Below are 26,052 nucleotides of genomic sequence, written 5' to 3'. Positions count from 1 at the left end.
GTCTTTGACGGCCCACGGGCCATCACACATCAATATTCCCCGCCCGCAGCGCATTGGTCTCGATAAAGTCACGGCGTGGTTCCACCTCGTCGCCCATCAGCATCGTGAAGACGCGGTCGGCTTCGATGGCGTCGCCGACCTTGACTTGCAGCAGGCTGCGGACTTCGGGGTCCATCGTGGTTTCCCAGAGCTGCTCGGGGTTCATCTCACCCAGGCCCTTGTAGCGCTGGCGGGCGGTGGTGCGTTCGGCTTCGCTGATGAGCCATTGCATGGCCTGGCGGAAGTCGGTGACCTTCTCCATCTTGGCTTTTTCGCCTTCGCCGCGGGTGACCTTGGCGCCTTCGGCGAGCAGGCCGTGGAAGTTCTGGGCTTCGGCGGCCAGCGCTGCGTAGTCCTGGCCTTCGACGAACTCCTGGGTCAGGATGGAGCTCTTGATGTTGCCGTGGTGGTGGCGGCTGATGCGCAGGATCGGTTTTTCGGTATGCGGATCGAGCTCACCGGTCACCTCGGCGGGCACGCCGGTGGTGGTCAGCTCGCGCAGCTTGGCTTCCAGCACAGGGGCGCAGACCATGGCGTCGTCCAGCGTGTCGAGGCGGATCTGCACGCCGTCGGCGATGGCGCGCAGCGCTTCGGCGTCCAGGTAGGACGAGAGGCGTTCGATGACGGTTTCGGCCGCCAGGTGCATGGCCGCCAGGCGGCTGAGCTCTTCCCCATCGATGTTGCGCGGATTGGCGCCTCCGGTGCTCACACTGGCGCCTTGCAGCGCCACGCGCAGCAGGAACTGGTTCAGCGCTGGGCCGTCCTTCAGGTACAGCTCTTCCTTGCCGTTCTTGACCTTGTACAGCGGCGGCTGCGCAATGTAGATGTGGCCGGCTTCGACCAGGTCCGGCATCTGGCGGTAGAAGAAGGTCAGCAGCAGCGTGCGGATGTGGGCGCCGTCGACGTCCGCATCGGTCATGATGATGATGCGGTGGTAGCGCAGCTTGGCGAGGTTGTAGTCATCGCTGCTGCTCTTGCCCGAGTCTTCGCTGACCTTGCCGATGCCGGTGCCCAGCGCGGTGATCAGGGTGACGATTTCGCTGCTGGAGAGCAGCTTTTCGTAGCGGGCCTTTTCCACGTTCAGGATCTTGCCGCGCAGCGGCAGGATGGCCTGGAACTTGCGGTCGCGCCCTTGCTTGGCCGAGCCCCCTGCGGAGTCACCCTCGACGATGTAGATTTCAGACAGCGCCGGGTCTTTTTCCTGGCAGTCGGCCAGCTTGCCGGGCAGGCCCATGCCGTCGAGCACGCCTTTGCGGCGCGTCATTTCACGGGCCTTGCGGGCGGCTTCGCGGGCGCGGGCAGCTTCAACGATCTTGTTGCAGATGATCTTGGCGTCGTTGGGCTTTTCTTCGAGGTACTCGGTCAGCAGCTTGCCGACGATGTCTTCGACAGGGGCGCGCACTTCGCTGGAGACCAGCTTGTCCTTGGTCTGGCTGCTGAACTTGGGCTCAGGCACCTTGACGCTGAGCACCGCGCACAGGCCTTCGCGCATGTCGTCGCCGGTGACTTCAACCTTGGCCTTCTTGGCCAGCTCGTTGTCGGCAATGTACTTGCCGATGACGCGGGTCATCGCCGCGCGCAGGCCGGTCAAATGGGTGCCGCCATCGCGCTGGGGGATGTTGTTGGTGAAGCACAGCACCTGCTCGTTGTAGCCGTCGTTCCACTGCATGGCCACTTCGACACCGATCTCGGTGCCGGGGATGCCGCCATAGGTTTCAGCCGGGCGGCTGCCTTCGGCGTGGAACACGGTGGGGTGCAGCACTTTCTTGGTGCCGTTGATGAACTCGACAAAGCCCTGCACGCCGCCGGCGCCAGAGAAATCGTCTTCCTTGCCGTCGCGCTCGTCCTTGAGGCGGATGCGCACCCCGTTGTTCAGGAAGGACAGCTCGCGCAGGCGCTTGGCCAGCACTTCGTAGCGGAACTCGTAGTTTTCCTTGAAGATTTCCTGGTCGGGCAGGAAGTGCACTTCGGTGCCGCGCTTCTCGGTCGCGCCGACGATGCGCATGGGCGAGATCTCCACGCCCCCGACGACTTCGATCAAACGGTTTTGCACAAATCCGCGCGAGAAGTCGATCTGGTGCACCTGGCCTTCGCGGCGCACGATGAGCTTGAGCTTGACGGACAGCGCGTTCACGCAGGAAACGCCCACGCCGTGCAGACCGCCCGAGACCTTGTAGCTGTTCTGGTTGAACTTGCCGCCCGCATGCAGCTCGGTCAGTGCGATTTCAGCGGCCGAGCGCTTGGGCTCATGCTTGTCATCCATCTTCACGCCGGTGGGAATGCCGCGGCCGTTGTCCACCACCGACAGCGAGCCGTCGGCATGGATGGTCACCAGGATGTCGTCGCAATAGCCGGCCAGGGCCTCGTCAATGGAGTTGTCCACCACTTCGAACACGAGGTGGTGCAGGCCGGTGCCGTCCGAGGTATCGCCGATGTACATGCCCGGGCGTTTGCGCACAGCCTCCAGCCCTTCCAGGATCTGGATGGCGCCTTCGCCATAGCCGCTGGCATCGGGGCCTGGCGTGCTGGGGGTTTGTTCCGGCTGGTTTTCTGCGGTCATGAAGCTGCCTTGGTACTGCACTGGCAGGGCGCGGCGCCCTGCCATGTCTTTGAATCAAATAAATCTCGGTCCTGCGCCGGCCTGCATCTGCCAGCCGGCGCGCGGGTCGTGTCCGTCGCTTACATGCGCATCGGCATGACCACGTACTTGAAGGTATCGTTTTCCGGGTTGGTGATCAGCGCCGAGTTGTTGTTGTCGGCAAAGTCGATGCGCACCATGTCCTGGCCCATGTTGGAGAGCACATCGATCAGGTAGGTGACGTTGAAGCCGACTTCGACAGCCGGGCCGCCGTAGTCGATGTCCAGCTCATCCACCGCCTCTTCCTGCTCGGCGTTGTTGGCCGCGATGCGCAAGGTGCCGGGCTCGATGGTCAGGCGCACGCCCTTGAACTTGTCGCTGGTCATGATGGCCGTGCGCTGCATGCTGGCGAGCAGCGGCGCGCGGCCCAACGTGATGCTGTTGGGGTGGTTGCGCGGGATGACGCGGTTGTAGTCGGGGAACTTGCCCTCGACCAGCTTGGTGACGAATTCCATGCCGGCAAAGGTGAAGCGCGCCTGGTTGCTGGCGAACTGCATCTCGATGACGGGCTGGTTGTCGCCGCTGGCATCCGACAGGAGGCGCTGGAGTTCCAGCACGGTCTTGCGCGGCAGAATCACTTCCTGCTTGGGCACTTCCACATCCAGGGTGGCGCTGGCAAAGGCCAGGCGGTGGCCATCGGTGGCCACCAGGCTCAGGGTGTTGCCTTCGGCCACGAACAGGATGCCGTTGAGGTAGTAGCGGATGTCCTGCACGGCCATGGCGAACGAGACCTGGCTCATCAGGTCCTTGAGCACCTTTTGCGGCACGCTGAACACGGGGCCGAAGGAGGGCGCCTCCTGCACCAGCGGGAAGTCTTCCGCAGGCAGGGTCTGCAGGGTGAAGCGGCTCTTGCCACCCTTGAGGATCATCTTGGACTGCTGCGTCTCCAGGCTCACGGTCTGGTCGCTGGGCATGGTCTTCAGAATGTCGATCAGCTTGCGGGCACCCACGGTGGTGGTGAAGTCACCCATGTCACCGCCCAGCTCGGCCGTCGTGCGGATCTGGATTTCCAGATCGCTGGTGGTCAGCTGCAGCGCATTGCCGGTCTTGCGGATCAGCACATTGGCCAGAATCGGCAAAGTGTGGCGCCGCTCGACAATACCGGCGACCGACTGCAGTACTGCGATGACTTTGTCTTGTGTGGCCTTCAGAACAATCATTTCAACCTCTTGTCAAATTGCGGTGTTGTTGTGGACGGCAGCTGTGCACGGAGCCCCCTCTGCACCTGTCCCATTTGCCATTGTGCCTGCGGCGCGCAGGCAATTGGCGAAAACAAAAAATTCCATCGGCTAGCCCTTGAGGGTCTGCTCCAGCACGTGCAATTGCTGGTTCAGCTCGGTCAGTTGCTGGCGCTCGCCACCGATCTTGCGCACGGCGTGCAGCACGGTGGTGTGGTCGCGGCCGCCAAACAGCTCGCCAATCTCGGGCAGGCTCTTCTGGGTCAGCTCCTTGGCCAGGTACATCGCAATCTGGCGCGGGCGGGCAATGCTGGCCGGGCGCTTCTTGCTGTACATGTCGGCGACCTTGATCTTGTAGTAGTCCGCGACGGTCTTCTGGATGTTCTCCACGCTGATCTGGCGGTTCTGGATCGACAGCAGATCGCGCAGCGCCTCGCGCGCCAGCTGGATGGAGATCTCCTTCTGGTTGAAGCGCGAGTAGGCGAGGATCTTGCGCAGCGCACCTTCGAGTTCGCGCACATTGGAGCGCACGTTCTTGGCGACGAAGAAGGCCACTTCCTCGGGCATCTCGGTGCCTTCGACCCTCGACTTGTTGATCAGAATCGCGACGCGCATCTCCAGCTCGGGCGGCTCGATGGCCACCGTCAGGCCGGAGTCAAAGCGCGAGACCAGGCGTTCGTGGATGTTGGCCAGACCCTTGGGATAGGTGTCGGACGTCATCACGATGTGGCTCTTCTTAGCCAGCAGCGCTTCGAAGGCGTTGAAGAATTCTTCCTGCGTGCGGTCCTTGTTGGCGAAGAACTGCACATCGTCGATCAGCAGCAGATCGAGCGAGTGGTAGCGCTCCTTGAACTCGTCAAAGGTGCGGCGCTGGTAGGACTTGACCACATCCGAGACGAACTGCTCGGCATGGATGTAGAGAACTTTGGCGTCCGGGTTGTCGGCCAGCAGCTTGTTGCCCACCGCATGCACCAGGTGGGTCTTACCCAGACCGACGCCGCCGTAGATAAACAAGGGGTTGTACAAATGGCCGGGCGAGGCTGCCACATGCATGGCCGCCGAGCGCGCCATGCGGTTGGCGGTACCTTCAACCAGCGTGTCAAAGGTGAGCACCGGGTTGAGCCGGTTGCGGAAATTGCCGCTGGCGTTGCCGGTATCGCCCTCGGCGCTGCCCTGGCTTGCTGGGGCAGCGCTGCCGTCGCTGATCTGGATGCTGTTGCGGTACTGCTCGGCAGCACTGGCGGCGGCCTGGGCAGGGTTGCGGCTGGCCGGCCCGTACGAGGGGCCCAGGCCCAGGCCGGACGAGGTGCCGCTGCCTTGCGCGGAGGCCGCGAGTGCGCCTCCGCTGCGCACCGGCGGGCGCACGACGGTGCGCACGGCGGCATCGCGCTGCGCAATGGCCAACTCGATGGCCACCGGTTGTCCGTAGGTTTCTTCCAGCATGGCGGCCAGGCGGCCGGTGTATTGGGCGCGGATCCAGTCGAGCTTGAAACGGTTGGCCACATAGAGCGTGACCTTGGACAAGTCGTCCGACACGACAGCGGTCAGCGGCTTGATCCAGGTGTTGAACTGTTGCTCGGGCATTTCTTGGGCGAGTTGCTCTACAACTGCGCGCCACAAACCTTGGCCCAGGCTGGCTTCATCCATTGTTATCCCACGGAAATATTCGTCCCCCACGCTGTTGTTGTTGTGGATAAGGGGGAAGGTTGATCGGCTGCCTATTGTAGCTTGTGCAAAAGTTATCCACACGGCGGACGGGTCTGCACATGCCCCATGCTCGGGTTTCCTCGATGGGCTGGCCGCCGACTTGGCAAAAGTCTGCGCATATTACAGAAAAAACCGAGGACAAAGCCAAGTAATTGCCAAGGACAGTAAACACTGCGATAATTTGCGGTTTCCCTGCATGTCAGGGCGAATTTTACGCGCGTGTCCGCCGCGCTGGCAGCCTGGCTTGCGCCATTGCCATGGGGGTGGTCCGCACTATTTCACCGGTGTTGCGCTTGAGCAGGGCTTGAGCTTGGTTGCCTTTGTGTTCATTCATTTGGGCGCAAGCAGCCAACAAACCGGAACCAAGCCTCTCTAGGAATTGCATCATGAAACGTACTTACCAACCTTCCAAAGTCCGCCGCGCCCGTACCCACGGTTTCCTCGTCCGCATGAAGACCAAGGGTGGCCGTGCTGTTATCAACGCACGCCGCGCCAAGGGCCGCAAGCGTCTGGGCCTGTAAGGCCAGCAGGGTGACAGGCACCTCTCGGGTGCCAGGTAGTGCACCAGTGGATGACACTTATGCATCGCCTTAAGACTCGCCCTCAGTTCCAAGCCGCCATGGCAGGCGGAACCATCGCCCGTACTGCGCACTTTGCGCTGCACAGGCTGGTTTTGTCTGCTGACGCCTCAGGCAGCGATGCTGCCCCATCAGGGCCTGGTGACCAACCTGCCAAGGTTGTGCCACCGGCTCTTTTTGCGTTTGAGGCGACCTGGCTGGGCGCCATGGTGCCCAAGCGCTGGGCACGCCGCGCGGTCACGCGCAATGCGATCAAGCGGCAGATCTATGCCGTCGCTGCGCTGCATGAAGCGCAGTTGCCGGTGGCCGCCCACGTGGTGCGCCTGCGCAGCACGTTTGACCGCAAGCAATTCATCAGTCCCAGCTCCGACGTGCTCAAGCAGGCGGTGCGGGCCGAGCTGATGCAGCTGTTTGCCCGGGCACACAAGAACAGCCTGCCCGCCAAAGCCGAGCGCAACGAGGGCGCCAAGGCGCTTAGCGTATGATGCAACGCTTGCTCATGGGTTTGGTGCGCGGCTACCGGCTGCTGCTGAGTCCTTGGCTAGGTTCTGCCTGCCGGTTCGAGCCCACGTGCTCTGCCTATTCATTGCAGGCGCTGGAACAGCACGGTGCTGCCATGGGCAGCTATTTGACGGTGCGCCGCCTGGTGCGCTGCCATCCCTGGTGCGAGGGCGGCCATGACCCGGTCCCCGCGCATCCGCGCTGGTTCAGTCGTCTGGTGACTCCCGCCGATTCATCCTCTTCCCCCTCTGAGAAGTCTTCATGAACGATATTCGCCGCACCATCTTGTGGGTGATATTTGGTTTCTCCCTGGTCCTGCTCTGGGACAAGTGGCAAATCCACAATGGTCGCAAACCCACATTCTTCCCCACACCTGAGGTGACGGCCCAGGCGCCTGCAGACGCAGTCAGCACCGACAACGGTCTGCCCGCTGCCAGCGCTACCAGCCCTGCGGCAACTGCGAACGCCAGCAACGTGCCCGGCACGGCAGGCGCCGATGCAGCAGCCCCCGCTGCTGCACGCGAGAAGCTGACCGTGGCCTCCGACCTGCTGCGCCTGACCTTTGACAGCGAAGGCGCATCGCTGGTGGGTGCCGAGCTGCTCAAGTACGCGGACCAGGACGACAAGACCAAGCCTGTGAAGCTGCTCGACGAAAGCGCTAACCGCGTCTACGTGGCACAGACCGGTCTGATCGGTGGCAACTTCCCGACCCACAAGACGGCGATGACCCTCAAGCCCGGTCCGCGCGAGCTGGCCGAGGGCCAGAACGAACTGAACGTGGTGTTCGAGTCGCCCGATCTGGGCGGCGTCAAGCTGGTCAAGACCTGGACGCTCAAGCGCGGTGACTACGCCATTGGCCTGAAGCAAGAGGTGGTCAACACCGGCTCTGCGGCAGTCAACCCGCAGCTGTACCTGCAGCTGACGCGCGATGGCAACAAGCCTGCCGGTGAATCCTCGTTCTATTCCACGTTTACCGGCCCTGCCGTCTACACCGAAGCCAAGAAGTACCACAAGGTCGACTTCAAGGACATCGAAAACGGCAAGACCGACAGCGTGGACAAGGCAGCCGACAACGGCTACGTGGCCATGGTGCAGCACTACTTTGCCAGCGCCTGGCTGCTGCCCCAAGGCACGCAGCGCGACATCTATGTGCGCAAGGCCGGCACCAACCTGTACTCGGTCGGCGAGATCACCCACCTGGGCGAGATTGCACCCGGCCAGAGCAAGGCCATCGATGCGCGCCTGTTCGTGGGCCCGCAGATCGAAAAGACGCTGGAAGCCATCGCTCCCGGTCTGGAGCTGGTCAAGGACTACGGCTGGGTGACGATTCTGGCCAAGCCGCTGTACTGGCTGCTCGACAAGCTGCACGGCTTCATCGGCAACTGGGGCTGGTCGATCGTCGCGCTGGTGCTGCTGCTGAAGATTGCGTTCTACTGGCTCAATGCCAAGGCCTATGCATCGATGGCCAAGATGAAGGCGATCAATCCCCGCATCATGGAGATGCGTGAGCGCCTCAAGGACAAGCCCCAGCAGATGCAGCAGGAGATGATGCGCATCTACCGCGAAGAGAAGGTCAACCCCATGGGCGGTTGCTTCCCGATCGTGATCCAGATCCCCGTGTTCATCGCGCTGTACTGGGTGCTGCTGTCGTCGGTGGAAATCCGCAACGCGCCTTGGATCGGCTGGATCCATGACCTGTCGGTGCCCGATCCGTTCTTCATCCTGCCGGTGCTGATGACCCTGTCGTCGCTGCTGCAGACGGCGCTGAACCCCGCACCACCCGATCCGATGCAAGCCAAGATGATGTGGATCATGCCGCTGATGTTCAGCGTGATGTTCTTCTTCTTCCCGGCCGGTCTGGTGCTGTACTGGCTGACCAACAACTTGCTGTCGATTGCCCAGCAGTGGATCATCAATACCCGCATGGGTGTGCCACCGCAGTTCAATCTGCCAAAGTTCAAGTAGCCGGCATTTGTCAATGCAGGGATTGCCTAGGCGGGCATTCCCGGATACTCCTCCCAAACGGTCGCATTTGCGACCGTTTTTTCGTTAGCATCAACTGTTTGAAAGTGTGTTCAACAAAATAGGGGTTCAGGTATGGCGAAAGTATCGGTTTTTCGACCTAGCGCGCTGGCGCTGGCAGTGTTGCTCTGTGCAGGCGCAGCCCAGGCGGCCACCTTGCGCTGGGCAGGTGCCAACGACATCCTGACCCTGGATCCGCACGCACAGAACCACCAGACCACCCATGCGTTCCTGCAGCAGGTCTATGAGCCCCTGGTGCGCTATGGCAAGGATTTCCAGCTGGAGCCCGCCCTGGCCACCAAGTGGACCGAGGTGAGCCCCACCCAGTGGCGCTTCGAGCTGCGCAAGGGCGTCAAATTCCATGACGGCGCACCCTTCACCGCCGATGACGTGGTCTTCTCGCTGACCCGCATCATGACCCCGCCATCGAACATGATGAGTGCCACGCAGAGCATCAAGGAAGTCAAGAAGGTCGATGACTTCACCGTGGACCTGATCCTCAAGGGCCCCAACCCGATCCTGCTGCGCGAGCTGACCGAGGCGCGCATCATGAACAAGGCTTGGGCCGAGAAGAACAATGCCGTCAAGACCCAGGACTATGCCGGCAAGGAAGAAAGCTACTCCAGCCGCAACACCAACGGCACAGGCTCCTTCATCGCCGTCAGCTGGCAGCCCGATGTGAAGCTGACCCTGAAGAAGAACGCCGCCTGGTGGGACAAGCCCACCGGCAACGTGGATGAGATCGTCTTCACCCCCATCAAGTCGGCCGCGACCCGCACTGCGGCGCTGATCTCCAACCAGGTGGACTTCATGGTCGACCCGCCACCGCAGGACCAGGAGCGCATCAAGAAGACCGCCGAGCTGAAGCTGCTCGAAGGCACCGAGAACCGCACCATCTACCTGGGCCTGGACGTGTTCCGCGACGAGCTGCCAGGCGCTGGCACCCCGGGCAAGAACCCGATGAAGGATGTGCGCGTGCGCAAGGCCATGTACATGGCGATCGACACCGAAGGCCTGCACAAGCGCACGATGCGCGGCATGTCGATCACCGCAGGCACCATGGTCGCGCCAATGGTGCATGGCTGGAGCAAGGAGCTCGAAGAGCGTGCTGCCAAGTACGACGTCGAAGGCGCCAAGAAGCTGCTGGCCGAAGCAGGCTACCCCAATGGCTTCAACCTCAAGCTCGAATGCCCGAATGACCGCTATGTGAACGACGAGGCGATCTGCCAGGCCGTCACCGCAATGTGGACCCGCATTGGCATCAAGACCAGCCTGCAGGCCACGCCGATGGCCCAGTTCGTGACCCGCGTGATGAACTCCGACCCGAACGCCTACCTGTTCGGCTGGGGCGTGGCGACCTTTGATGCGCTCTACTCGCTGGACGCGCTGATCCACAGCAAGGGCGCCGCGGGCGGCGGCGTCTACAACGGCGGCCGCATTGCCGACAAGGAGCTGGATGCCAAGATCGACGCGCTGAAGACCGAAACCGACACGGCCAAGCGCGATGCCTTGATGAACGACGCGTTGAAGATGGCCAAGGACAACTTCTACACGATCCCCGTGCACCACCAGATTTTCCCCTGGGCCATGCGCAAGGGCATCGAGACCGTCTACCGCGCCGATGCACGCCCCATCCCCGCCTGGACCACGGTCAAGTAAGCAGCCGCTGCTGGATCCGACTACCCCAAAGCCTGCGCCAGCAGGCTTTTTTCATGGGCGTTTCAGGGGGGCACCTGGGCGGGCACCGGGCCGGCCAATAGCCTGCGGCGCAGGCGGCTGGCGCAGCCGCCCGATAATGTGGGCCTTGCCCCACTAGCGCCAGAGACCTGCCCATGCTTGCCCGCCACCACGATCCGATTGTTGCCATTGCCACTGCCCCCGGGCGCGGAGCGGTGGGCATTGTGCGCGTGTCGGGCAAGGCGATTGCGCCGCTGGTCGAGCGCCTTTGCGGCAAGGCCCTGAAGCCGCGCGAGGCCAGCTACCTGCCTTTCAAGGCGGCGGACGGCCAGGCCATCGATCAGGGTCTGGCCTTGTACTTTCCCGCGCCGCACAGCTACACCGGGGAGGACGTTCTGGAGCTGCAGGCCCATGGCGGCCCCGTGGTGCTGCAGCTGCTGCTGGCCCGTTGCCTGGAAGCCGCGCGGGCAGAGGCCGATAGCGGCAAGCCGCTGCTGCCCGGCCTGCGCCTGGCTGAGCCAGGGGAGTTCACCGAGCGCGCATTTCTGAACGACAAGATCGACCTGGCCCAGGCCGAGGCGATTGCCGATCTGATCGATGCCAGCACCGAGGCGGCAGCACGCAGCGCCAGCCGCTCATTGACCGGCGCCTTCTCGCAAGAGGTGCACCGCCTGCGCGATGCGCTGGTGCACCTGCGCATGCTGGTCGAGGCCACCTTGGATTTCCCCGAAGAGGAAATCGACTTTCTGCAAAAGGCCGATGCCTATGGCCAGCTGGACCAGCTGCGCGCCACCGTGCAGGCCGTCATGCAGCGCACCCGCCAGGGCGCCTTGCTGCGCGAGGGCATCAAGGTGGTGATCGCCGGGCAGCCCAATGCCGGCAAAAGCTCGCTGCTCAACGCGCTGGCCGGCGCCGAGCTGGCCATCGTCACGCCGATAGCCGGCACCACGCGTGACAAGGTCGCGCAGACCATCCAGATCGAAGGCGTGCCCCTGCATGTGATCGACACTGCCGGCCTGCGCGAGAGCAGCGACGAGGTCGAGCGCATCGGCATTGCCCGCGCGTGGGAAGAAATCGCCGCCGCCGATGCCGTGCTGTTCCTGCACGACCTGACCCGCATGGCCGCGCCCGACTACGCCGAGGCCGACCGCCAGATCGCCGCCACCTTGCAGCAGCAACTGCCCGCCACCGTACCGGTGCTGCAGGTCTGGAACAAGGCCGATGCCATGACCGCCGACGAGGCCCGCCGCCAAAGCGCCGAGGCCGCCGCGCAGTTTGGCACTGCTGCTGCCGCTGCTCCGGCGGGCGGCCAGGCCCCGCTGGTGCTGTCGGCCAAAACCGGCGATGGCCTCGACACCCTGCGCCAGCAGCTGCTGGCCATGGCCGGCTGGCAGCCCGCCGCCGAAGGCACCTACATCGCCCGCGCCCGCCATGTGCAGGCGCTGCAACAGGTCGAACAGCACCTGGACATCGCCTATGCCCAGCTGCATGTGGACAGCCCTGCGCTCGACCTGCTGGCCGAGGAGCTGCGCCTGGCCCAGCATGCGTTGAATGCCATCACCGGCGAATTCACGTCGGATGATTTGCTGGGGGTGATTTTTTCGAGCTTTTGTATTGGGAAGTGATGCGAAGTTCTGGCGCGTGCGCAGCGTCAGTTCACATCTAGGCAAGCTTAGAACTATCCGGAAATTCCGGATAGTTCAGCATGAGGGCCACGCCCAACGTATTGGGTTCTGCTGAGCTTTCGGAAGACGGTCACCGGGCTACGTGTAAGAACGGCTGTCGTTCATAGCGGCAGCCTCCCCCCGAGGCAACACCAGCACCGCTTCCAACCCGCCCCCATCCGCCGCGCGAAACAGCAGCTCCCCACCATGGGCCTGTGCCACCGTCTGCGCAATCGACAGGCCCAGCCCGACCCCGCCGGAGTCGGCATTGCGGGAGTGTTCCATGCGGTAGAAGGGCTCCAGCACCCTGGCCATCTGCGCGGCGGGGATACCCGGGCCGTGGTCGCGCACGTGGATGCGCAGTTGTTGTCCATCGTCGTCGATGTGCAGCTGCGCATCGCCGGCATAGCGCAGTGCGTTTTCCACCAGGTTCTGAAGTCCCCGGCGCAGGCTTTGGGCGTAGCCGGTGTAAGGCTGCAGCGCCTGGCCGCTGACGGGGACCGGCAGGCCGCTGGACTCGTGCATGTCTTGTGCCACGCCATGCACCAGCGCATGGATGTCCATGGTCTGGCGCGGGCCGCTGGCGTGGGCACCGGTGAGCATGTCGAGGGTGGAGGCGACCATGTGCTCCATCTCTTTCAGGTCCTTGCGGAACTTGGCGCGCAGCGCATCGGGCTCCAGCATTTCAGCGCGCAGGCGCAGCCGGGTGATGGGGGAGCGCAGGTCATGCGACACGGCGGCCAGGAAGCGGGTGCGCTCGGCCAGGCCTTCGTTGATTTTTTGCTGCATGGCATTGAAGGCCTGCGCAGCCTGCTGCACTTCGCGCGGGCCCCGCGCATCCATCGGCGGGCTTTGCAGGTTACGGCCCAGCGCCTCGGCGGCGGCGGCCAGGCGCTGCAGGGGGCGCATGGCCAGGCGCACTGCCACCAGGGCCACCGCCACAATCACCAGGCTGCGCAGCAGGTAGACGCGCAGCACATAGTCGGCCAGCGCCTGCAGGGGTTGTACCGGCTGGCCGATTTCGCCTTCCTGCGCATCGATCTGCAGCCAGGGACCGTCCTGCAGTTGCAGCAGCAGGCGCACATGGGCTTCGGGTTTGTCGGCCAGCAGCACGGGGCTGCGGCGGCCATCGGTGCTGCGCTCGCCCAGCAGCGCCAACTGCTGCAATTGCAGCGGCACGGGCTGGCCCAGGCGCTCGCGCACCACCTGGGCCATCAAGGCCTGGGCTTCGGGGTAGGGCGAGGTCTGCGTGGCATCGGGTGCATCGACCAGATGCAACTGGTAGCGGCTGCCTTGCCACTGTGCCAGCAGCGCGGCACGCTGCTCGGGCGGGCTGGCTCGCAGCAAGGCCAGCGTATCGGCGCTGCGTGCCGCCACCAGGCGCAAGGGCACATCCAGCAGCTGGCTGCGGCGCATTTCCCACCAGATGGTGCCGGTCATTGCCTGGGCGGCCAGCATGCCGATGACCAGGATGGCGGCAATGCGGCCGGACAGGGTTTGCGGCCACAGCCGCGCCAACCACGACAACCAACTGGGAAGCCAGCGGCCGGTGCGATGCGTGGCGGGGGTGTCGGGGGCGGTGCTCACGCCAGCGTCTCGACCTCGCAGGCAAGCACATAGCCGGCATTGCGCACGGTGCGCAGCAGCTGGGCCTGGCGTGGCTGGGGCTCCAGGTGCTGGCGCAGGCGGCTGATGCAGACATCGACGGCGCGGTCCAGCGCCTGGCGCTCGCGGCCAAAGGTGTATTCGGCCAGGTAGTCGCGGCTCAGGGTGCGCTGCGGGTTTTGCGCCAGCGCGCAGAGCACGCGGTAGTCCGACTGGGCCAGGCTGATCAGCAGGCCCTTGGGGTCATGCAGGCTGCGGCTTTGCATGTTCAAGGTCCAGCCGGCAAAGCGCAGGGTGGCCAGGTGCTCGGGCTCGTGCATCGATGCCGGCACCTGGCGCGTGCGCCGCAGCACGCCGGTGATGCGGGCCAGCAGCTCGCGCGGGTCAAAGGGCTTGGGCAGGTAGTCGTCGGCCCCCATCTCCAGCCCCAGGATGCGGTCCATCAGCGCGCCACGTGCCGTCAGCATCACCACGGCGATGGGGGTGCGCTCGCGCAGGCTGCGGCACAGCGCCAGGCCATCGACGCCGGGCAGCATCAGGTCCAGCACCACCAGGTCGGCGCTGTGGCGGGCCAGCCAGTCCCACATGCCCTGGCCATCGGGCACGGCAGCCGCCTGCATGCCCTGGGCACGCAGGTAGTCGCAGAGCAGCTCGCGGATCTCGGGGTCGTCATCGACCACCAGGATGCGGGCCTTGCCGGGCAGGCTGGCGGGGGGCGAGGTCACGGTTTTCTCCGGATAAGTAATGGATTGTGTTGGAGGGCAGCGCGAAAACATGGCATTGCAAATCAGGCGGGCGGTGGCGGCTGGGCCGCTGCGGCGCTGATTAAAGTGGCGGCTCACTGATCAATAAGAACGATTTTCATTCTAGTTTGTTGTGACCATGACCGCATCGAAGCTCTCCCCGGCACTGCAAGCTGCAGGCGCATCCCTGGTCCGCATGTCGGACCTTTTTCGTACTGCCGCACAAGCGGGCATGCGCTTGCGCGCGCTGGGTGTGGCGCTGGGGCTGGGCCTGGCCACGGGTCTGACCATGGCAGCTCCGGCGCAAGCTGCAGCGGATGCCCCGGCCGCGCAGGGCAGCACGGTGGTGGATATCGTCGGCCGCACCGTGCAGATCCCCGCCAAGGTGGACCATATTCTGCTGGGCGAAGGCCGCTTTCTGTATGCACTGGCACTGATGGAGGGCGCTGAGCCCTTGAAACGCATCGTGGGCTGGCAAGGCGAGCTGGCCTTTGCCGATCCCAATGGCTGGGCGGCCTACCAGCAGCGCTTTCCGCAGATCACGCAGATTCCGCTGATTGGCCGCAGCTCGGAAGACAGCGTCAGCTACGAAAAATCGGTGTCGACCCAGCCCGACATCGCCATCTTCGGCCTGGGTGGCCATGGCCCGGGCCGCCAAAGCAGCCTGGTGCAGGCACTGGAGAAGTCGGGCGTGCCGGTGGTGTTCATCGACTTTCGCGCCCAGCCGGTGCGCAACACCGCCAAGAGCATCCGCATCCTGGGCCAGGCAGTGCATCGCGAGGCGCAGGCCAATGCCTATGCCGATTTCTACGAGGCGCATCTGCTGCGGGTGCAGTCCCGGGTCAAGGACATCCCTGCGCAGCAGCGCCCGCTGGTGTTTGCCGAGCTGCTGGCCGGTGTCTGGGATGGCTGCTGCCACACGGCGGGCAAGGGCAACGTCGGGGAGTTCATTGACGCCGCTGGCGGCATCAACATCGCGGCAGGCAAGATCCCCGGCGCGATCGGCGACCTGAACCAGGAAGCACTGATCGCCCAGGACCCGGCCATCTACATCGCCACCGGCAGCCGGCCCCAAGGCAGCCGCCCCATGGTGCGGGCGGGCGAAGGGGTGAGCGCCGCGCAGCTGGGCAGCAGCCTGCGCGAACTGGCCCAGCGCCCCGGTTTTGAGATGCTGAGCGCCGTGCGCTCGGGCCGCGCCCATGGCCTGTGGCACAACTTCTACGATGCGCCCACCAATATTTTGGCGATCGAGGCCATGGCCAAGTGGTTCTACCCCGAGCGTTTTGCCGATGTGGACCCGCAGGCGACGATGGCCGAGATCAACCGGCGCTTCTTGCAGGCGCTGCCGATGCAAGGCGCGTACTGGGGCGATATCGCCCCCTTGAAGGCCAAGCCATGAGCGTGTCCCTGCCGCCGCTCGCAGCCACTTCGGCTGCGCTGGGCGTAGATGCAGGGCAGGCTGGCCAGCACGCCAAGGCCTACCGTCGCTTGACGGGCTGGCGCCTGCTGGTGCTGGCGCTGCTGGCTGGTGCCATTGTCGCGGCCCTGCTGTTTGACTTCACCACCGGCCCATCGGGCCTGGCGCTGCGGCAGCTGCTGCAGACCCTGTACACGCCCGATGCCGCGCCGCCGGCGCTGCGGGTGATTGTCTGGGATATCCGCCTGCCCTATGCCTTGATGGCGGTGGCCGTCGGCCTGGCGCTGGGCCTGGCGGGTGCCGAGATGCAGACCGTGCTGGCCAACCCGCTGGCCAGCCCTTTTACCTTGGGGCTGTCGTCGGCCGCCGCCTTTGGCGCAGCGCTGGCGATTGTGCTGGACTGGAGCCTGCCGGGCGTGCCTGCATCCTGGGCGGTGCCGGCCAATGCCTTTGTGTTTGCGATGGCCTCGGCCTTGCTGCTCGATCTGGTGGCCCGCTGGGGTGGCATGAGCGCCACCGGCGTGGTGCTGTTTGGCATTGCGCTGGTGTTCAGCTTCAATGCGCTGGTGTCCTTGCTGCAGTTTGTGGCCACGGCCGAGGCCTTGCAGGGTCTGGTGTTCTGGACCATGGGCAGCCTCTCGCGGGCGACCTGGCCCAAGCTGGGTGCGCTGGCATTGGCCTTGGCGGTGGTGCTGCCGCTGTCCATGCGCAATGCCTGGCGGCTGACGGCGCTGCGCCTGGGGGAGGACCGCGCGGCCAGCTTTGGTGTGGATGTGCGGCGCCTGCGCCTGGGTGCGCTGCTGCGCATCAGCCTGCTGGCGGCCCTGTCGGTGGCCTTTGTCGGCAGCATCGGCTTTATTGGCCTGGTCGCACCGCATATTGCGCGCCGGCTGGTGGGCGATGACCACCGCTTTTACCTGCCGGCCTCGGCCTTGACTGGCGCGCTGGTGCTGTCCTTGGCCTCGGTGGCATCCAAGGCGCTGGTGCCGGGCGTCATCGTGCCGGTGGGCATTGTCACCTCGCTGGTGGGCATTCCCTTCTTTCTGGCCATTGTGCTGCGCACCCGGGGGCGGGCATGAGCGGCGGCGGTTTGCAGATCAGCGGACTGCATGTGGCCTATGGCCGGCGCGTCGTCATTCCTTCGTTGTCGGTGGCCGATCTACAGCCGGGCACGGTCACCGTGGTGCTGGGCCCCAATGGCAGTGGCAAATCGACCTTTTTGCGGGCGCTTGCGGGGCTGACCCGTGCCAGCGGCCAGGTGCGCTTGCAAGGGCAGTCGCTGGACCAGGCCAGCCTGGCCGAGCGCGCCCGGCGCGTGGTCTACCAGCCCCAGGCCTTGCCGGCGGCGGTGCATTTGCGCGTGATCGAATCGCTGATGGCGGCGCGCAAGGCCTCGCCCCACAGCCTGCATGCAGGTGCCGAGCCAGCCCAGGATGCGGTCATGCAATGCGCTGCTGTGCTGCAGCAACTGGGCATTGACCACCTGGCGATGCGCCACCTCGATGAGCTATCGGGCGGCCAAGCGCAGCTGGCCGGCCTGGCGCAGGCGCTGGTCCGCCAGCCCCAGGTGCTGATGCTCGATGAGCCGCTGTCGGCGCTGGACCTGAACCACCAGTTCCATGTGATGGCGCTGGTGGGCGAGCAGACCCGGCGCAGCGGCATGGTCACCCTGGTGGTGCTGCATGACCTGGGCCTGGCGCTGCGCCATGCCGACCGCGTGCTGGTGCTGCAGAACGGCGAGCTGCAGGCCGATGGCCTCCCCAGCGATGCGATCAACCCCGAGCTGCTGGCCCGTGTCTATGGCGTGCAGGCCCGTGTCGAGCCCTGCTCGCGCGGCATTCCGCAGGTGATGGTGGACGGCCTGCTGGCCTGAACGGCTAGGCATGCACCGCCTCAGCGCTGATTTCCTCTTTCTCAACGACCCAAGCGACCAACCATGAAGATCTCTCTGCACCACCTCGCCCTTTGCGCCGCCACCCTGGGCGCCAGCAGCGCCGCCTTCACGCAGCCCGCCGCACCCGCATCGGCGCCAGTCTGTGAAGCTCATGTCAAAGGCCAGCCCGGCAAAAAGTTTGACCTGACCGAGCTGCGCGTGAGCAAGCGCTGCGCGCAGTTCACCGTGCACCTGCTGCACACCGGCAAAAAGCCTTGGCAGGAAGCGGGCCACAACTGGGTGCTGACGCGCAGCCAGGACACCGAGGCGGTGATCCGCGAAGGCCAACGCTCCGGCCCTGAGCGCGCCTGGCTCAGCCGGGGCGATGCCCGCGTGCTGGCTGCCACCCAGATGCTGTCGGGCGGTGAGCATGCCTCGGTGAGTTTCCCGGTCGAGCGCCTGAGCCAGGGCGAGGACTACACCTATTTCTGCTCCTTCCCCACCCATGCCGAGCCTATGCGCGGCAAGCTGGTCGTCATCGACTAAGAGCCGCTAACACAACCCTTGATACGTCGTTGCCTCGCCGGCCGCGCCCTGCCTTGTCGTACTACTGTACTGCCTGCGGCTTGACGCCTAGTCTCAACCGCAAACCTTCGGTTTGCTGGGTCGTGTTACCGGCTCTAAACCGCTGAAACAGCGGCCCAGCCTCAGCTGGGCATGCGGTAGGCCAGCACCTTGAGCGCCCGGTCGGGCGAGACATCGGCAAAGATCGCGGGGTTGGCCACCTGCTCGATGAACTCCAGCGCCGGCGCCAGCTCGGCCATCTGGTCCTGCAAGAAGGCCAGCGGCAGCTCGGGGGCGTTCAGACACAGCAGCGCAAAGCCGCCCGGCGCCAGCAGGTCGGGCAGACGCTTGATCAGGCGCGCGTAGTCCTTGGTGGCGACAAAGCTGCCCTTTTGGTAGCTGGGCGGGTCCATGATCACCAGCTGGTAAGGCCCGGTGCGGGTGATCTTGCCCCAGCTGCTGAAAATGTCATGGCCCCAGAACTGGCCGCCGGCCAGCTGGTTGAGCCGGTGGTTCTGCTGGCCGCTGGCCAGCGCAGCCTTGCTCATGTCGATATTGACCACCTGGCCGGCGCCCGCCTGCAGTGCTGCGACCGAGAACGCGCAGGTATAGGCAAACAGGTTGAGCACTTTGCAGCGCTCTGGGTCCGGCTGGCGCGCTATGAACTGGCGCACCCAGCGCCTGCCCTCGGCCATGTCCAGAAACAGGCCATGGTTTTGCCCGCGCAGCACATGCACCAGATAGCGGGCATCGTCCTCCTGCACGGTATGGGGCTCGGGCAGGCAGCCCTGGACCAGGCGGGTCTCGGCCGCGCCCAGCGCCCGGCATTGGTAGACCCAGGTGAGCGGCTCACCCGGGTAGAGCTGCTGCCAGCGCTGCTGCAGCGCCTCGCCCACGCTGTGCAGCGCCTCGTCGGCCAGCGGCGCAAAGCTGGTCAGCACCACGGCCGGCGGGTACAGGTCCAGCGACAGGTGTTCGCAGCCCGGAAACAGGCCGCCTCGGCCATGGAAGAAGCGTTGCGCCTGCTGGCTTGCGGGCATGGTGGCGATGGCCTCAAGTAATGCTTGCATGGATTCAAATGTCGGGAAGAGAAACGGGGGTGCAGTGCTGGACCAGAAATGTGGGCTGCGGGATACTTCTTACAAATATTCCCCGGCCCGCCCTCCAATTGTGCGGCTGCTCGGTTAGATTTCTTGGGTTATGAGTTTCGACAGATCACTGGTGGATCACCGCCAGGATTGAGGAGGAGGTTTTCATGTTCAGTAGCGCCAATGACATCAAGCCCCTGGTGACCGCCATCAACAACTGCCAGGACGAGGAAAGCATGATCAACCCGCTGACGGCAGCGCAGTGGGAGATCCTGGCCCCATATCTGACGCAGACCCAGCTGGCGGCATCCCAGGTGTTGTTTCAGCAAGGCACGCAGGAGCGCACCTTGTTCTTCGTCGAAAGCGGCAGCCTGAGCGTGCATTTCGAGGACGAAAAGCAGCGCATTCGCCTGGCCATCGTCGGCGCGGGCTCCATTGTCGGGGAAGGCGCGTTCTTCTCGCACCAGCCGCGCAATGCCACCGTGCAGGCGGTGGCCGGTTGCCGCCTCTGGGGGCTGTCCAGCATCCGCTTTACTGAGCTGTGCAACCGCCAGCCCACCGTGGCCGTCGCGCTGGCGATGGCCGCCGGATCGGTGCTGGCCAAGCGCCTGGGCAACCGCAAACGCCGCGTCGCCGCAACATAAAAGCTTGGCATGTGTCAAATGGCACGCGCTTTTCTGACAAGTGTATGCAATACTCCATCCCTACAATTACAAATGCCTGTTGCATGGTGAAACGGGTGACCGTTTTGCATTCTGATCAGGGTAGGGAGTGGCATGTCTATATTTGCCAAATGGTTCAGTCGACCAGAAAAAAAACCGGCCGTGGCTGCCTTTGGGCCGCAAACAATGTTCGCCGAGCCGTTGGGCCACAGCCAGCACGATATGCTGGCCGCCCAGAGCCCGTTGGTGGGCGCCAAGTCCATGGCTGCGGCGTCCCCGCACGACAGTGCCGCGCCGCGGCCCGGTGAGCGTTCGGCCCGGCGGGAAATGGTGTATTCGGCGGTGCGCGAGTCCATGGTGCGCTCGGGCATTCTGTCGGCAGCTTACAAATTCAAGGTGCTGGCGCTGGACAAGCGCGCGACGCAGTTCATTGTGATGGTGGACCTGGCGCAGCAGCACTGCGCCTCGCCGGACAAGCTCACCCAGATCGAAGCCTTGATCGCCTATTCGGCCAAGACCCGTTTCGAGATCGTCATCACCTCGGTGTACTGGCGCCTCAATGCCCAGCTCGGTGCCGTCAGCAGCAAGGCACCCCGTGTCGCCAGCGCTGGCGCCGCGCCGTCCCAGGCGCCGATGGCACCGGTGCCGCTGGGCATGGACCCGGTCGATGAGGCAGAGATTGCCGCCTTCAAGAAGGCCTTGCTCGACGCCGCGATGAACCCGGTGCCGGCGCTGGAGGGGGCACCGGCCAGCCAGCGCGCCGCGACCAGCACCGCGCCACGGCCGGCGCCGATTGTCCCGCCCGCACGCCGTGCCACTGATCCGACCCAGATCGCACGGGAAGCGGCCCGCCGGGGCGGCGCGCCTGCGCCCACCGCCGACACCAGTTTTGGCGGCCTGAGCAATACCCAGTACGGCGATCTGCACTGAGCGTCCACGCCGCTGCAGCGCTGCAGCGGAGGCTCAGTGGCCCGCGAAATCCACCAAGGTGAACAGCGGCAGGCCTGCGTCGGTCAGCCGCTTGGAGCCCCCCAGCTCGGGCAGGTCGACAATGGCAGCGCCCTCCATCACCTGGGCGCCGAGTTTCTCCAGCAGGTTCTTGCCGGCCATCATCGTGCCGCCGGTGGCGATCAGGTCATCGACCAGCAGCACCTTGTCGCCGGGCTTGACCGCATCGGCATGCAGCTCCACCGTGGCGCTGCCGTACTCCAGCTCATAGGTCTCCTCCACCGTGGTGAAGGGCAGCTTGCCTTTTTTGCGGATCGGCACAAAGCCCACCTTGAGCTGGTAGGCAATGACGGCGCCGAGGATGAAGCCCCGCGCATCGAGCCCGGCCACCACATCGGGGCGCATGTCGCGCGACATGTAGCGGTGCACAAAGGCGTCGATCAGCACATGGAAGACCTGCGGGTTCTGCAGCAGCGGGGTGATGTCCCGGAACTGCACGCCCGGCGCTGGCCAATCGGGGACGGTGCGGATGTGGTGACGCAAAAAGGCGTTGACGTCGGGAGCGTGCATGGTGGGGCCGGAGAAGGGGAGAGGACCCGCCATGGTAGTGCATGTGCGGTTGTTGCAGTCCAGCGGCGGTGCTTTGTTAAGCATGTTTGGCAATGACCTGCGTCCGCCGGGGCGCGGGCGCTCCGATAAAATCGGTCTCCATGAGCACCCTACAGCCCAAGCGCCCCCTCGAAGCGGCGCAGATTCTGCGCCTGGCGGCGTCCACCTTCGCGATCGAGGCCGAAGCCATTGCCGCGCTGACACAACGCCTGGACGACAACTTTGTCCAGGTCGTGCAGCGCATGCTGGAGATTCCCGGACGTGTGGTGGTCACCGGCATGGGCAAGAGCGGGCATGTCGGGCGCAAGATTGCCGCGACCTTGGCATCGACCGGTACGCCCGCATTCTTTGTGCACCCGGGTGAGGCCAGCCATGGCGACCTGGGCATGGTGACCGGCCAGGACCTGGTGCTGGCCATCTCCAACAGCGGTGAGAGTGGCGAGATTTCGGTGCTGCTGCCGGTGCTCAAGCGCCTAGGCGTGCCCATCGTGGCGATGACGGGCAACCTGCAGTCCTCGATGGCCCGCCACGCCGACTGGGTGCTCAACACCCAGGTGGACAAGGAAGCCTGCCCGCTGAACCTGGCCCCCACGGCCAGCACCACGGCGCAAATGGCGATGGGCGATGCGCTGGCCGTCGCGCTGCTGGATGCGCGCGGCTTCAAGGCCGAGGACTTTGCCCGCTCCCACCCCGGTGGCGCGCTGGGCCGCCGCCTGCTTACCCATGTGGCTGACGTGATGCGCAGCGGCGATGAACTGCCTACCGTATTGCCGAGCGCCAGCTTCAGCGATCTGATGCGCGAGATGAGTGCCAAGGGCATGGGCGCGGCTGCCATCGTCGATGCAAACGGGCTGCTGCAGGGCGTCTTCACCGATGGCGATCTGCGCCGCCGTATTGAGGCCGGTGCCGATTTGCGTGGCCTGACTGCGGCCGAGGTGATGCATGCGGCGCCGCGCCAGATATCGGCTGACGCGCTCGCGGCCGATGCCGCCGCGATGATGGAGGCCTACCGCATCACCAGCGTGCTGGTCACCGATGCGGCCCGGCGCCTGGTAGGCATCGTGCATGTGGGCGATCTGATGCGGGCCAAGGTGATCTGATGGCCAGCACCCTGACCTTGCCCCCCATCACCCCCGCCCAGCAGTGGCCCGCCGGGTTGCTGCTGCGTGCCCAGGGCATCAAGATCGTGTTTTTCGATGTGGATGGCGTGCTCACCGATGGCGGCCTGTACATCAGCGAGCAGGGTGAAACGCTCAAGCGCTTCCACACGCTCGACGGCCATGGCCTCAAGATGCTGCGCGAAGCCGGCATCGTGCCGGCGGTCATCACCGGGCGTGACTCGGCGCCGCTGCGCCACCGCCTCGCGGCATTGGGCATCGCGCATGTGCGCTATGGGACCGAGGACAAGCTGCCCGCCGCCCAGGCCATGCTGGAGGCGCTGGGCCTGGACTGGCACCAGGCCGCTGCCATTGGCGATGACTGGCCGGATCTGCCGGTATTGCGCCGCTGCCAGCTGGCCTGCGCCCCCGCCAATGCCCACCCCGAAGTGCTGGGCGTGGCACACTGGGTGACCACCCGCCACGGCGGCGCAGGCGCCGCGCGCGAGCTGTGCGATGCTGTGCTGGCCGCCAGCGGTGCCTATGTCAACCTGCTCGATCGGTACGGACAATGAAATCTCGTGTGCGACGCCTCATGGACCTGTCGTCCATCTACCTGCCGGTGATCCTGATGGGTCTGCTGGCGCTGGGCACCTGGTGGCTGGTGCGCAATGCCCCCAAGCCGCAGAGCGTGCGTGAGGCGGTGGTGCCCGGCCACGAGGTGGATTACTACATGAGCGATTTTTCAGTGCGCAACTTTGATGGCACCGGCGTGCTGACCAGCGAGATCCTGGGCAACAAGATGCGCCACTTCATCGACACCGACACGCTGGAGATCGATACGGCCACGATGCGCTCGCTGCGGCAGGATGGATCCACGACGGTGGCGACGGCCGACCGCGCGCTGTCCAATGCCGATGGCTCGGAAGTGCAGCTGTTCGGCAATGCCAAGGTGGTGCGCAGCAGCAACAAGCCGGGTGTGCCGCAGATGGAGTTCCGGGGCGAATTCCTGCACGCCTTTGTCAATGAAGAGCGTGTGAGCTCGAACAAGCCAGTCGAGATCATCCGGGGCAAGGACCGCTTCACGGCCGATTCCATGGTCTTCAACAACATCACCCAGGTGGCCGAACTCAAGGGCCGGGTCAAGGGTGTCCTGCAGCCCGCACGCTGAGCGCCCATGGCCACCCCCCTGAGCGACGCACCGCTGGTGCTGATCACCGGCGCCTCCAGCGGCATCGGCCAGGCGCTGGCCTGGCGCTACTACCAGGCCGGCTACCGGCTGGCGCTGGTGGCCCGCCGCAGCGCAGTGATGCAGGCATGGGCGCAGGCACAAGGCATGGACAGCAGCCGCTATGCCATCTATGGCGCCGACGTGGCCAATCAGGACCAGATCATTGCCGCCTGCGCGCAATGCCTGCAGCAGCAGGGCCTGCCCGATGTGGTGGTGGCCAATGCCGGGGTGAGTTACGGCATCGACACGGCAGAGCGCGAGGACCTGGACGTCATGGCCCAGACCTATGCCACCAACGTGATCGGCATGGCCGCGACCTTCCACGCCTTTGTGCGGCCCATGCAGGCGCGTGGCAGTGGCAAATTGGTGGGTATTGCCAGTGTGGCCGGCATACGCGGCCTGCCCGGCCACGGCGCCTACTGCGCCAGCAAGGCGGCGGTCATCAGCTACTGCGAGAGCCTGCGGGTGGAGCTGCAGCGCAGCGGCGTGCAGGTGGTCACGATCAGCCCGGGCTTTGTGGCCACGCCGCTCACCAGCCACAACCGCTACGGCATGCCGTTCCTGATGCAACCCGAGGCCTTCGCCGACAAGGCCTTCGCGGTGATTGCCAAGGCGCGCAGCTATGCCGTCATCCCCTGGCAGATGGGCTGGGTGGCCAAGCTGTTGCGCTGCCTGCCCAATGCGCTGTATGACCGCGCGCTCGCCAACCGTCCGCGCAAGCACCGCCACCGCGAACGGGTGCAAGAGCTGCCGCCAGGCCGGGATTGACGCAGGTCTGCGCCGGCCATGAAAAAAGCCCCTGGCGGGGCTTTGTCGTTGCTGGAGGCGCACCGCCAGGGTGTGCCTGCAGACATCAATAATCGTCGTTGTTGTCGTAGCCTTGGTTGCCGCCGCGGTTGCGCGAACCATTGCCGTAGGGGCTGCGGAAGCCGCCATCGCGGTCGCCGCCACGATCACCGCCACCAAAGCCACGGTCATTGCCGCCACGGCCGCCATCGCGACCGCCACGGTCGCCATAACCACCGCCGCCACCGCCGTAGCCGCCACGGTCACCGCCGCCGCCGTATCCACCACCACCGCCGCCGCCGTAGCCACCGCCACCACCGCCGCCGTAGCCACCACCGCCGCCACCGAAGCCGCCGCGGTTACCGCCGCCACCGAAGCCACCACCGCGTGGGCCGCCAAAGCCACCACCGCCGCTGCGGGGAGGACGGGGCTCCATCGGACGCGCTTCGTTCACGACCAGATTGCGGCCGCCCAGAGGCTGACCGTTCAGACCGTTGACCGCTGCTTGGGCTTCGTCATCGCTGCCCATTTCTACAAAACCGAAACCCTTGGAGCGACCCGTGTCGCGTTCCATCATCACCTTGGCGCTGGTTACGCTGCCAAACTGACCAAAGGCCTGTTCCAGATCGTTGTCGCGAACCTGGTATGGCAAATTACCGACGTAAAGCTTGTTGCCCATTTGAGGGACTCCTGATAACTCTTAAATAATGCGATAGCGCCCTGTAGAACACCGGTCATTCATCGCAGTAGCCCGATGGAGGAATACTCCATCCTTTATTTTCTGGCATAAAAACCGACAATGGCATAGTTCCGCCCCTCAGTTGTGGCGCGGAAGCTGCAACCAGATGCAAAAAAGGCCTCAAAGAGGCCTTTTTTTCGGGAAAACCCGTCATCTAACCGTCAAAACCCGTAAGAGGTTTTGGAGGTGAGGTGTTTAGTAGCTGCCGCCACCGTAGCCACCACGGCCACCGCCGCCGAAGCCACCGCGATCGCCGCCGCCGAAGCCGCCACGGTCACCGCCGCCGAAGCCGCCACGGTCACCGCCGCCGAAGCCGCCACGGTTGCCACCACCGAAACCACCGCTGCGTGGAGGACGGGCTTCCATGGGACGGGCTTCGTTCACAACCAGGTTACGGCCGCCGTAGCCTTGGCCGTTCACGCCTTCGATAGCAGCTTGTGCTTCAGCGTCCGAACCCATTTCCACAAAGCCGAAGCCCTTGGAGCGGCCGGTGTCACGTTCCATCATGACCTTGGCGCTGGAGACGGTACCGAACTGGCTGAAAGTGCTTTCCAGATCGCTGTCACGGAAAGAGTAGGGCAGGTTGCCCACGTAAAGTTTGTTGCCCATTTGAGGACTCCGAAAAAAGTAAAAAAAGCGATGGAGCCTGATGCAATCAACAAACCTGTGACAACTTCCAAGACGGA

At 64.8% G+C, this 26,052-nt stretch carries 25 protein-coding genes; 16 read left to right on the top strand and 9 right to left on the bottom strand.

The genetic code is table 11. The features are described 5' to 3' along the window. Positions 1 to 22 precede the first annotated feature (22 nt). The 3 genes from gyrB to dnaA form a co-directional block, all read right to left on the bottom strand. On the bottom strand, positions 23 to 2,599 hold the full coding sequence (gene gyrB / locus MJ205_RS19305; protein WP_239809929.1) for a DNA topoisomerase (ATP-hydrolyzing) subunit B: 2,577 nt from the start codon (positions 2,597 to 2,599) through the stop codon (positions 23 to 25). 119 nt (positions 2,600 to 2,718) lie between these two features. After that, positions 2,719 to 3,837, bottom strand: coding sequence for a DNA polymerase III subunit beta (gene dnaN / locus MJ205_RS19300; protein WP_133856196.1), 1,119 nt, complete (start codon positions 3,835 to 3,837; stop codon positions 2,719 to 2,721). Positions 3,838 to 3,966: 129 nt separating this feature from the next. Then, entirely contained in the window at positions 3,967 to 5,502 is a 1,536-nt protein-coding gene (dnaA, locus tag MJ205_RS19295; protein ID WP_239809928.1) for a chromosomal replication initiator protein DnaA, read from the bottom strand. Between the two features lie 446 nt (positions 5,503 to 5,948). On the opposite strand from dnaA, the gene rpmH reads away from it, so the two are divergent. The 6 genes from rpmH (at position 5,949) to mnmE (ending at position 11,965) form a co-directional block, all read left to right on the top strand. Next, on the top strand, positions 5,949 to 6,083 hold the full coding sequence (gene rpmH, locus MJ205_RS19290; protein ID WP_084635723.1) for a 50S ribosomal protein L34: 135 nt from the start codon (positions 5,949 to 5,951) through the stop codon (positions 6,081 to 6,083). A gap of 59 nt (positions 6,084 to 6,142) precedes the next feature. Then, positions 6,143 to 6,625, top strand: coding sequence for a ribonuclease P protein component (locus tag MJ205_RS19285; RefSeq protein WP_239812800.1), 483 nt, complete (start codon positions 6,143 to 6,145; stop codon positions 6,623 to 6,625). Then, positions 6,622 to 6,906 (top strand): membrane protein insertion efficiency factor YidD, encoded by a 285-nt coding sequence (gene yidD, locus MJ205_RS19280; protein ID WP_084635722.1) that lies wholly within the window; start codon positions 6,622 to 6,624, stop codon positions 6,904 to 6,906. The genes MJ205_RS19285 and yidD overlap by 4 nt, the downstream gene beginning before the upstream one ends. After that, positions 6,903 to 8,606 (top strand): membrane protein insertase YidC, encoded by a 1,704-nt coding sequence (yidC, locus tag MJ205_RS19275; RefSeq protein ID WP_239809927.1) that lies wholly within the window; start codon positions 6,903 to 6,905, stop codon positions 8,604 to 8,606. Before yidD ends, yidC begins: the two co-directional genes overlap by 4 nt. A gap of 132 nt (positions 8,607 to 8,738) precedes the next feature. After that, positions 8,739 to 10,322: an ABC transporter substrate-binding protein gene (locus tag MJ205_RS19270; protein WP_239809926.1), complete on the top strand. Its 1,584-nt coding sequence runs from the start codon at positions 8,739 to 8,741 to the stop codon at positions 10,320 to 10,322. Between the two features lie 173 nt (positions 10,323 to 10,495). Further along, positions 10,496 to 11,965, top strand: coding sequence for a tRNA uridine-5-carboxymethylaminomethyl(34) synthesis GTPase MnmE (gene mnmE, locus MJ205_RS19265; RefSeq protein ID WP_239809925.1), 1,470 nt, complete (start codon positions 10,496 to 10,498; stop codon positions 11,963 to 11,965). 138 nt (positions 11,966 to 12,103) lie between these two features. Here the strand turns inward: mnmE and MJ205_RS19260 are convergent, their stop codons facing one another. Both MJ205_RS19260 and MJ205_RS19255 read right to left on the bottom strand, forming a co-directional pair. Next, positions 12,104 to 13,591 carry an ATP-binding protein gene (locus tag MJ205_RS19260; protein WP_239809924.1) on the bottom strand — a complete coding sequence of 496 codons (1,488 nt, stop codon included), beginning with the start codon at positions 13,589 to 13,591 and terminating at the stop codon, positions 12,104 to 12,106. Continuing rightward, positions 13,588 to 14,334: a response regulator gene (locus MJ205_RS19255; protein ID WP_239809923.1), complete on the bottom strand. Its 747-nt coding sequence runs from the start codon at positions 14,332 to 14,334 to the stop codon at positions 13,588 to 13,590. The genes MJ205_RS19260 and MJ205_RS19255 overlap by 4 nt, the downstream gene beginning before the upstream one ends. Before the next feature lie 250 nt (positions 14,335 to 14,584). On the opposite strand from MJ205_RS19255, the gene MJ205_RS19250 reads away from it, so the two are divergent. From MJ205_RS19250 to azu, 4 genes are all read left to right on the top strand, one after another. Continuing rightward, the gene (locus MJ205_RS19250) at positions 14,585 to 15,751 is read left to right on the top strand and encodes an ABC transporter substrate-binding protein (protein ID WP_409450148.1); all 1,167 of its coding nucleotides are present in this window, start codon (positions 14,585 to 14,587) and stop codon (positions 15,749 to 15,751) included. Beyond that, complete coding sequence (locus MJ205_RS19245) at positions 15,748 to 16,848, top strand: FecCD family ABC transporter permease (protein WP_239809921.1); 1,101 nt, start codon at positions 15,748 to 15,750, stop codon at positions 16,846 to 16,848. The genes MJ205_RS19250 and MJ205_RS19245 overlap by 4 nt, the downstream gene beginning before the upstream one ends. Further along, positions 16,845 to 17,642 carry an ABC transporter ATP-binding protein gene (locus MJ205_RS19240; protein WP_239809920.1) on the top strand — a complete coding sequence of 266 codons (798 nt, stop codon included), beginning with the start codon at positions 16,845 to 16,847 and terminating at the stop codon, positions 17,640 to 17,642. Before MJ205_RS19245 ends, MJ205_RS19240 begins: the two co-directional genes overlap by 4 nt. A gap of 63 nt (positions 17,643 to 17,705) precedes the next feature. Beyond that, positions 17,706 to 18,188: an azurin gene (gene azu, locus MJ205_RS19235; RefSeq protein WP_239809919.1), complete on the top strand. Its 483-nt coding sequence runs from the start codon at positions 17,706 to 17,708 to the stop codon at positions 18,186 to 18,188. Between the two features lie 161 nt (positions 18,189 to 18,349). On the opposite strand, the gene MJ205_RS19230 is transcribed toward azu, so the two are convergent. Further along, entirely contained in the window at positions 18,350 to 19,276 is a 927-nt protein-coding gene (locus MJ205_RS19230) for a class I SAM-dependent methyltransferase (protein ID WP_239809918.1), read from the bottom strand. 185 nt (positions 19,277 to 19,461) lie between these two features. Here MJ205_RS19230 and MJ205_RS19225 point away from each other — a divergent pair, with 185 nt between their 5' ends. Then, the gene (locus MJ205_RS19225; RefSeq protein WP_021024746.1) at positions 19,462 to 19,938 is read left to right on the top strand and encodes a Crp/Fnr family transcriptional regulator; all 477 of its coding nucleotides are present in this window, start codon (positions 19,462 to 19,464) and stop codon (positions 19,936 to 19,938) included. 204 nt (positions 19,939 to 20,142) lie between these two features. Continuing rightward, positions 20,143 to 20,886 carry a hypothetical protein gene (locus MJ205_RS19220; protein WP_239809917.1) on the top strand — a complete coding sequence of 248 codons (744 nt, stop codon included), beginning with the start codon at positions 20,143 to 20,145 and terminating at the stop codon, positions 20,884 to 20,886. Between the two features lie 33 nt (positions 20,887 to 20,919). Here MJ205_RS19220 and MJ205_RS19215 read toward each other — a convergent pair whose 3' ends face one another. Then, positions 20,920 to 21,474 (bottom strand): adenine phosphoribosyltransferase, encoded by a 555-nt coding sequence (locus tag MJ205_RS19215; RefSeq protein ID WP_133856207.1) that lies wholly within the window; start codon positions 21,472 to 21,474, stop codon positions 20,920 to 20,922. A gap of 140 nt (positions 21,475 to 21,614) precedes the next feature. Here MJ205_RS19215 and MJ205_RS19210 point away from each other — a divergent pair, with 140 nt between their 5' ends. Genes MJ205_RS19210 through MJ205_RS19195 form a run of 4 tightly spaced genes read left to right on the top strand, consistent with a single transcriptional unit; the run spans position 21,615 to position 24,609 of the window. After that, positions 21,615 to 22,613 (top strand): KpsF/GutQ family sugar-phosphate isomerase, encoded by a 999-nt coding sequence (locus tag MJ205_RS19210; protein ID WP_239809916.1) that lies wholly within the window; start codon positions 21,615 to 21,617, stop codon positions 22,611 to 22,613. Next, positions 22,613 to 23,185 (top strand): KdsC family phosphatase, encoded by a 573-nt coding sequence (locus MJ205_RS19205; protein WP_239809915.1) that lies wholly within the window; start codon positions 22,613 to 22,615, stop codon positions 23,183 to 23,185. The genes MJ205_RS19210 and MJ205_RS19205 overlap by 1 nt, the downstream gene beginning before the upstream one ends. Continuing rightward, the gene (lptC, locus tag MJ205_RS19200) at positions 23,182 to 23,781 is read left to right on the top strand and encodes an LPS export ABC transporter periplasmic protein LptC (RefSeq protein ID WP_239809914.1); all 600 of its coding nucleotides are present in this window, start codon (positions 23,182 to 23,184) and stop codon (positions 23,779 to 23,781) included. Before MJ205_RS19205 ends, lptC begins: the two co-directional genes overlap by 4 nt. Before the next feature lie 6 nt (positions 23,782 to 23,787). Then, the gene (locus MJ205_RS19195; RefSeq protein WP_239809913.1) at positions 23,788 to 24,609 is read left to right on the top strand and encodes an SDR family oxidoreductase; all 822 of its coding nucleotides are present in this window, start codon (positions 23,788 to 23,790) and stop codon (positions 24,607 to 24,609) included. An 85-nt stretch (positions 24,610 to 24,694) separates the two neighbouring features. Here the strand turns inward: MJ205_RS19195 and MJ205_RS19190 are convergent, their stop codons facing one another. Together MJ205_RS19190 and MJ205_RS23700 are read right to left on the bottom strand one after the other, a co-directional pair. Beyond that, positions 24,695 to 25,306 (bottom strand): RNA recognition motif domain-containing protein, encoded by a 612-nt coding sequence (locus MJ205_RS19190; RefSeq protein ID WP_239809912.1) that lies wholly within the window; start codon positions 25,304 to 25,306, stop codon positions 24,695 to 24,697. Between the two features lie 255 nt (positions 25,307 to 25,561). After that, the gene (locus MJ205_RS23700; RefSeq protein ID WP_256460942.1) at positions 25,562 to 25,975 is read right to left on the bottom strand and encodes an RNA recognition motif domain-containing protein; all 414 of its coding nucleotides are present in this window, start codon (positions 25,973 to 25,975) and stop codon (positions 25,562 to 25,564) included. Positions 25,976 to 26,052: the final 77 nt, after the last annotated feature.

Origin of the sequence: Comamonas sp. B21-038, from assembly GCF_022387135.1 — a bacterium.
Taxonomy (GTDB): domain Bacteria; phylum Pseudomonadota; class Gammaproteobacteria; order Burkholderiales; family Burkholderiaceae_C; genus Comamonas; species Comamonas sediminis.
This window is presented reverse-complemented; position numbering and strand designations above follow the sequence as displayed.

Coding starts and splice junctions, on each gene's coding strand:
- gyrB (WP_239809929.1), bottom strand. CDS start 2,599: ATGACCGCAGAAAACCAGCCGGAACAAACCCCCAGCACGCCAGGCCCC.
- dnaN (WP_133856196.1), bottom strand. CDS start 3,837: ATGATTGTTCTGAAGGCCACACAAGACAAAGTCATCGCAGTACTGCAG.
- dnaA (WP_239809928.1), bottom strand. CDS start 5,502: ATGGATGAAGCCAGCCTGGGCCAAGGTTTGTGGCGCGCAGTTGTAGAG.
- rpmH (WP_084635723.1), top strand. CDS start 5,949: ATGAAACGTACTTACCAACCTTCCAAAGTCCGCCGCGCCCGTACCCAC.
- MJ205_RS19285 (WP_239812800.1), top strand. CDS start 6,143: ATGCATCGCCTTAAGACTCGCCCTCAGTTCCAAGCCGCCATGGCAGGC.
- yidD (WP_084635722.1), top strand. CDS start 6,622: ATGATGCAACGCTTGCTCATGGGTTTGGTGCGCGGCTACCGGCTGCTG.
- yidC (WP_239809927.1), top strand. CDS start 6,903: ATGAACGATATTCGCCGCACCATCTTGTGGGTGATATTTGGTTTCTCC.
- MJ205_RS19270 (WP_239809926.1), top strand. CDS start 8,739: ATGGCGAAAGTATCGGTTTTTCGACCTAGCGCGCTGGCGCTGGCAGTG.
- mnmE (WP_239809925.1), top strand. CDS start 10,496: ATGCTTGCCCGCCACCACGATCCGATTGTTGCCATTGCCACTGCCCCC.
- MJ205_RS19250 (WP_409450148.1), top strand. CDS start 14,585: ATGCGCTTGCGCGCGCTGGGTGTGGCGCTGGGGCTGGGCCTGGCCACG.
- MJ205_RS19245 (WP_239809921.1), top strand. CDS start 15,748: ATGAGCGTGTCCCTGCCGCCGCTCGCAGCCACTTCGGCTGCGCTGGGC.
- MJ205_RS19240 (WP_239809920.1), top strand. CDS start 16,845: ATGAGCGGCGGCGGTTTGCAGATCAGCGGACTGCATGTGGCCTATGGC.
- azu (WP_239809919.1), top strand. CDS start 17,706: ATGAAGATCTCTCTGCACCACCTCGCCCTTTGCGCCGCCACCCTGGGC.
- MJ205_RS19230 (WP_239809918.1), bottom strand. CDS start 19,276: ATGCAAGCATTACTTGAGGCCATCGCCACCATGCCCGCAAGCCAGCAG.
- MJ205_RS19225 (WP_021024746.1), top strand. CDS start 19,462: ATGTTCAGTAGCGCCAATGACATCAAGCCCCTGGTGACCGCCATCAAC.
- MJ205_RS19220 (WP_239809917.1), top strand. CDS start 20,143: ATGTTCGCCGAGCCGTTGGGCCACAGCCAGCACGATATGCTGGCCGCC.
- MJ205_RS19215 (WP_133856207.1), bottom strand. CDS start 21,474: ATGCACGCTCCCGACGTCAACGCCTTTTTGCGTCACCACATCCGCACC.
- MJ205_RS19210 (WP_239809916.1), top strand. CDS start 21,615: ATGAGCACCCTACAGCCCAAGCGCCCCCTCGAAGCGGCGCAGATTCTG.
- MJ205_RS19205 (WP_239809915.1), top strand. CDS start 22,613: ATGGCCAGCACCCTGACCTTGCCCCCCATCACCCCCGCCCAGCAGTGG.
- lptC (WP_239809914.1), top strand. CDS start 23,182: ATGAAATCTCGTGTGCGACGCCTCATGGACCTGTCGTCCATCTACCTG.
- MJ205_RS19195 (WP_239809913.1), top strand. CDS start 23,788: ATGGCCACCCCCCTGAGCGACGCACCGCTGGTGCTGATCACCGGCGCC.
- MJ205_RS19190 (WP_239809912.1), bottom strand. CDS start 25,306: ATGGGCAACAAGCTTTACGTCGGTAATTTGCCATACCAGGTTCGCGAC.
- MJ205_RS23700 (WP_256460942.1), bottom strand. CDS start 25,975: ATGGGCAACAAACTTTACGTGGGCAACCTGCCCTACTCTTTCCGTGAC.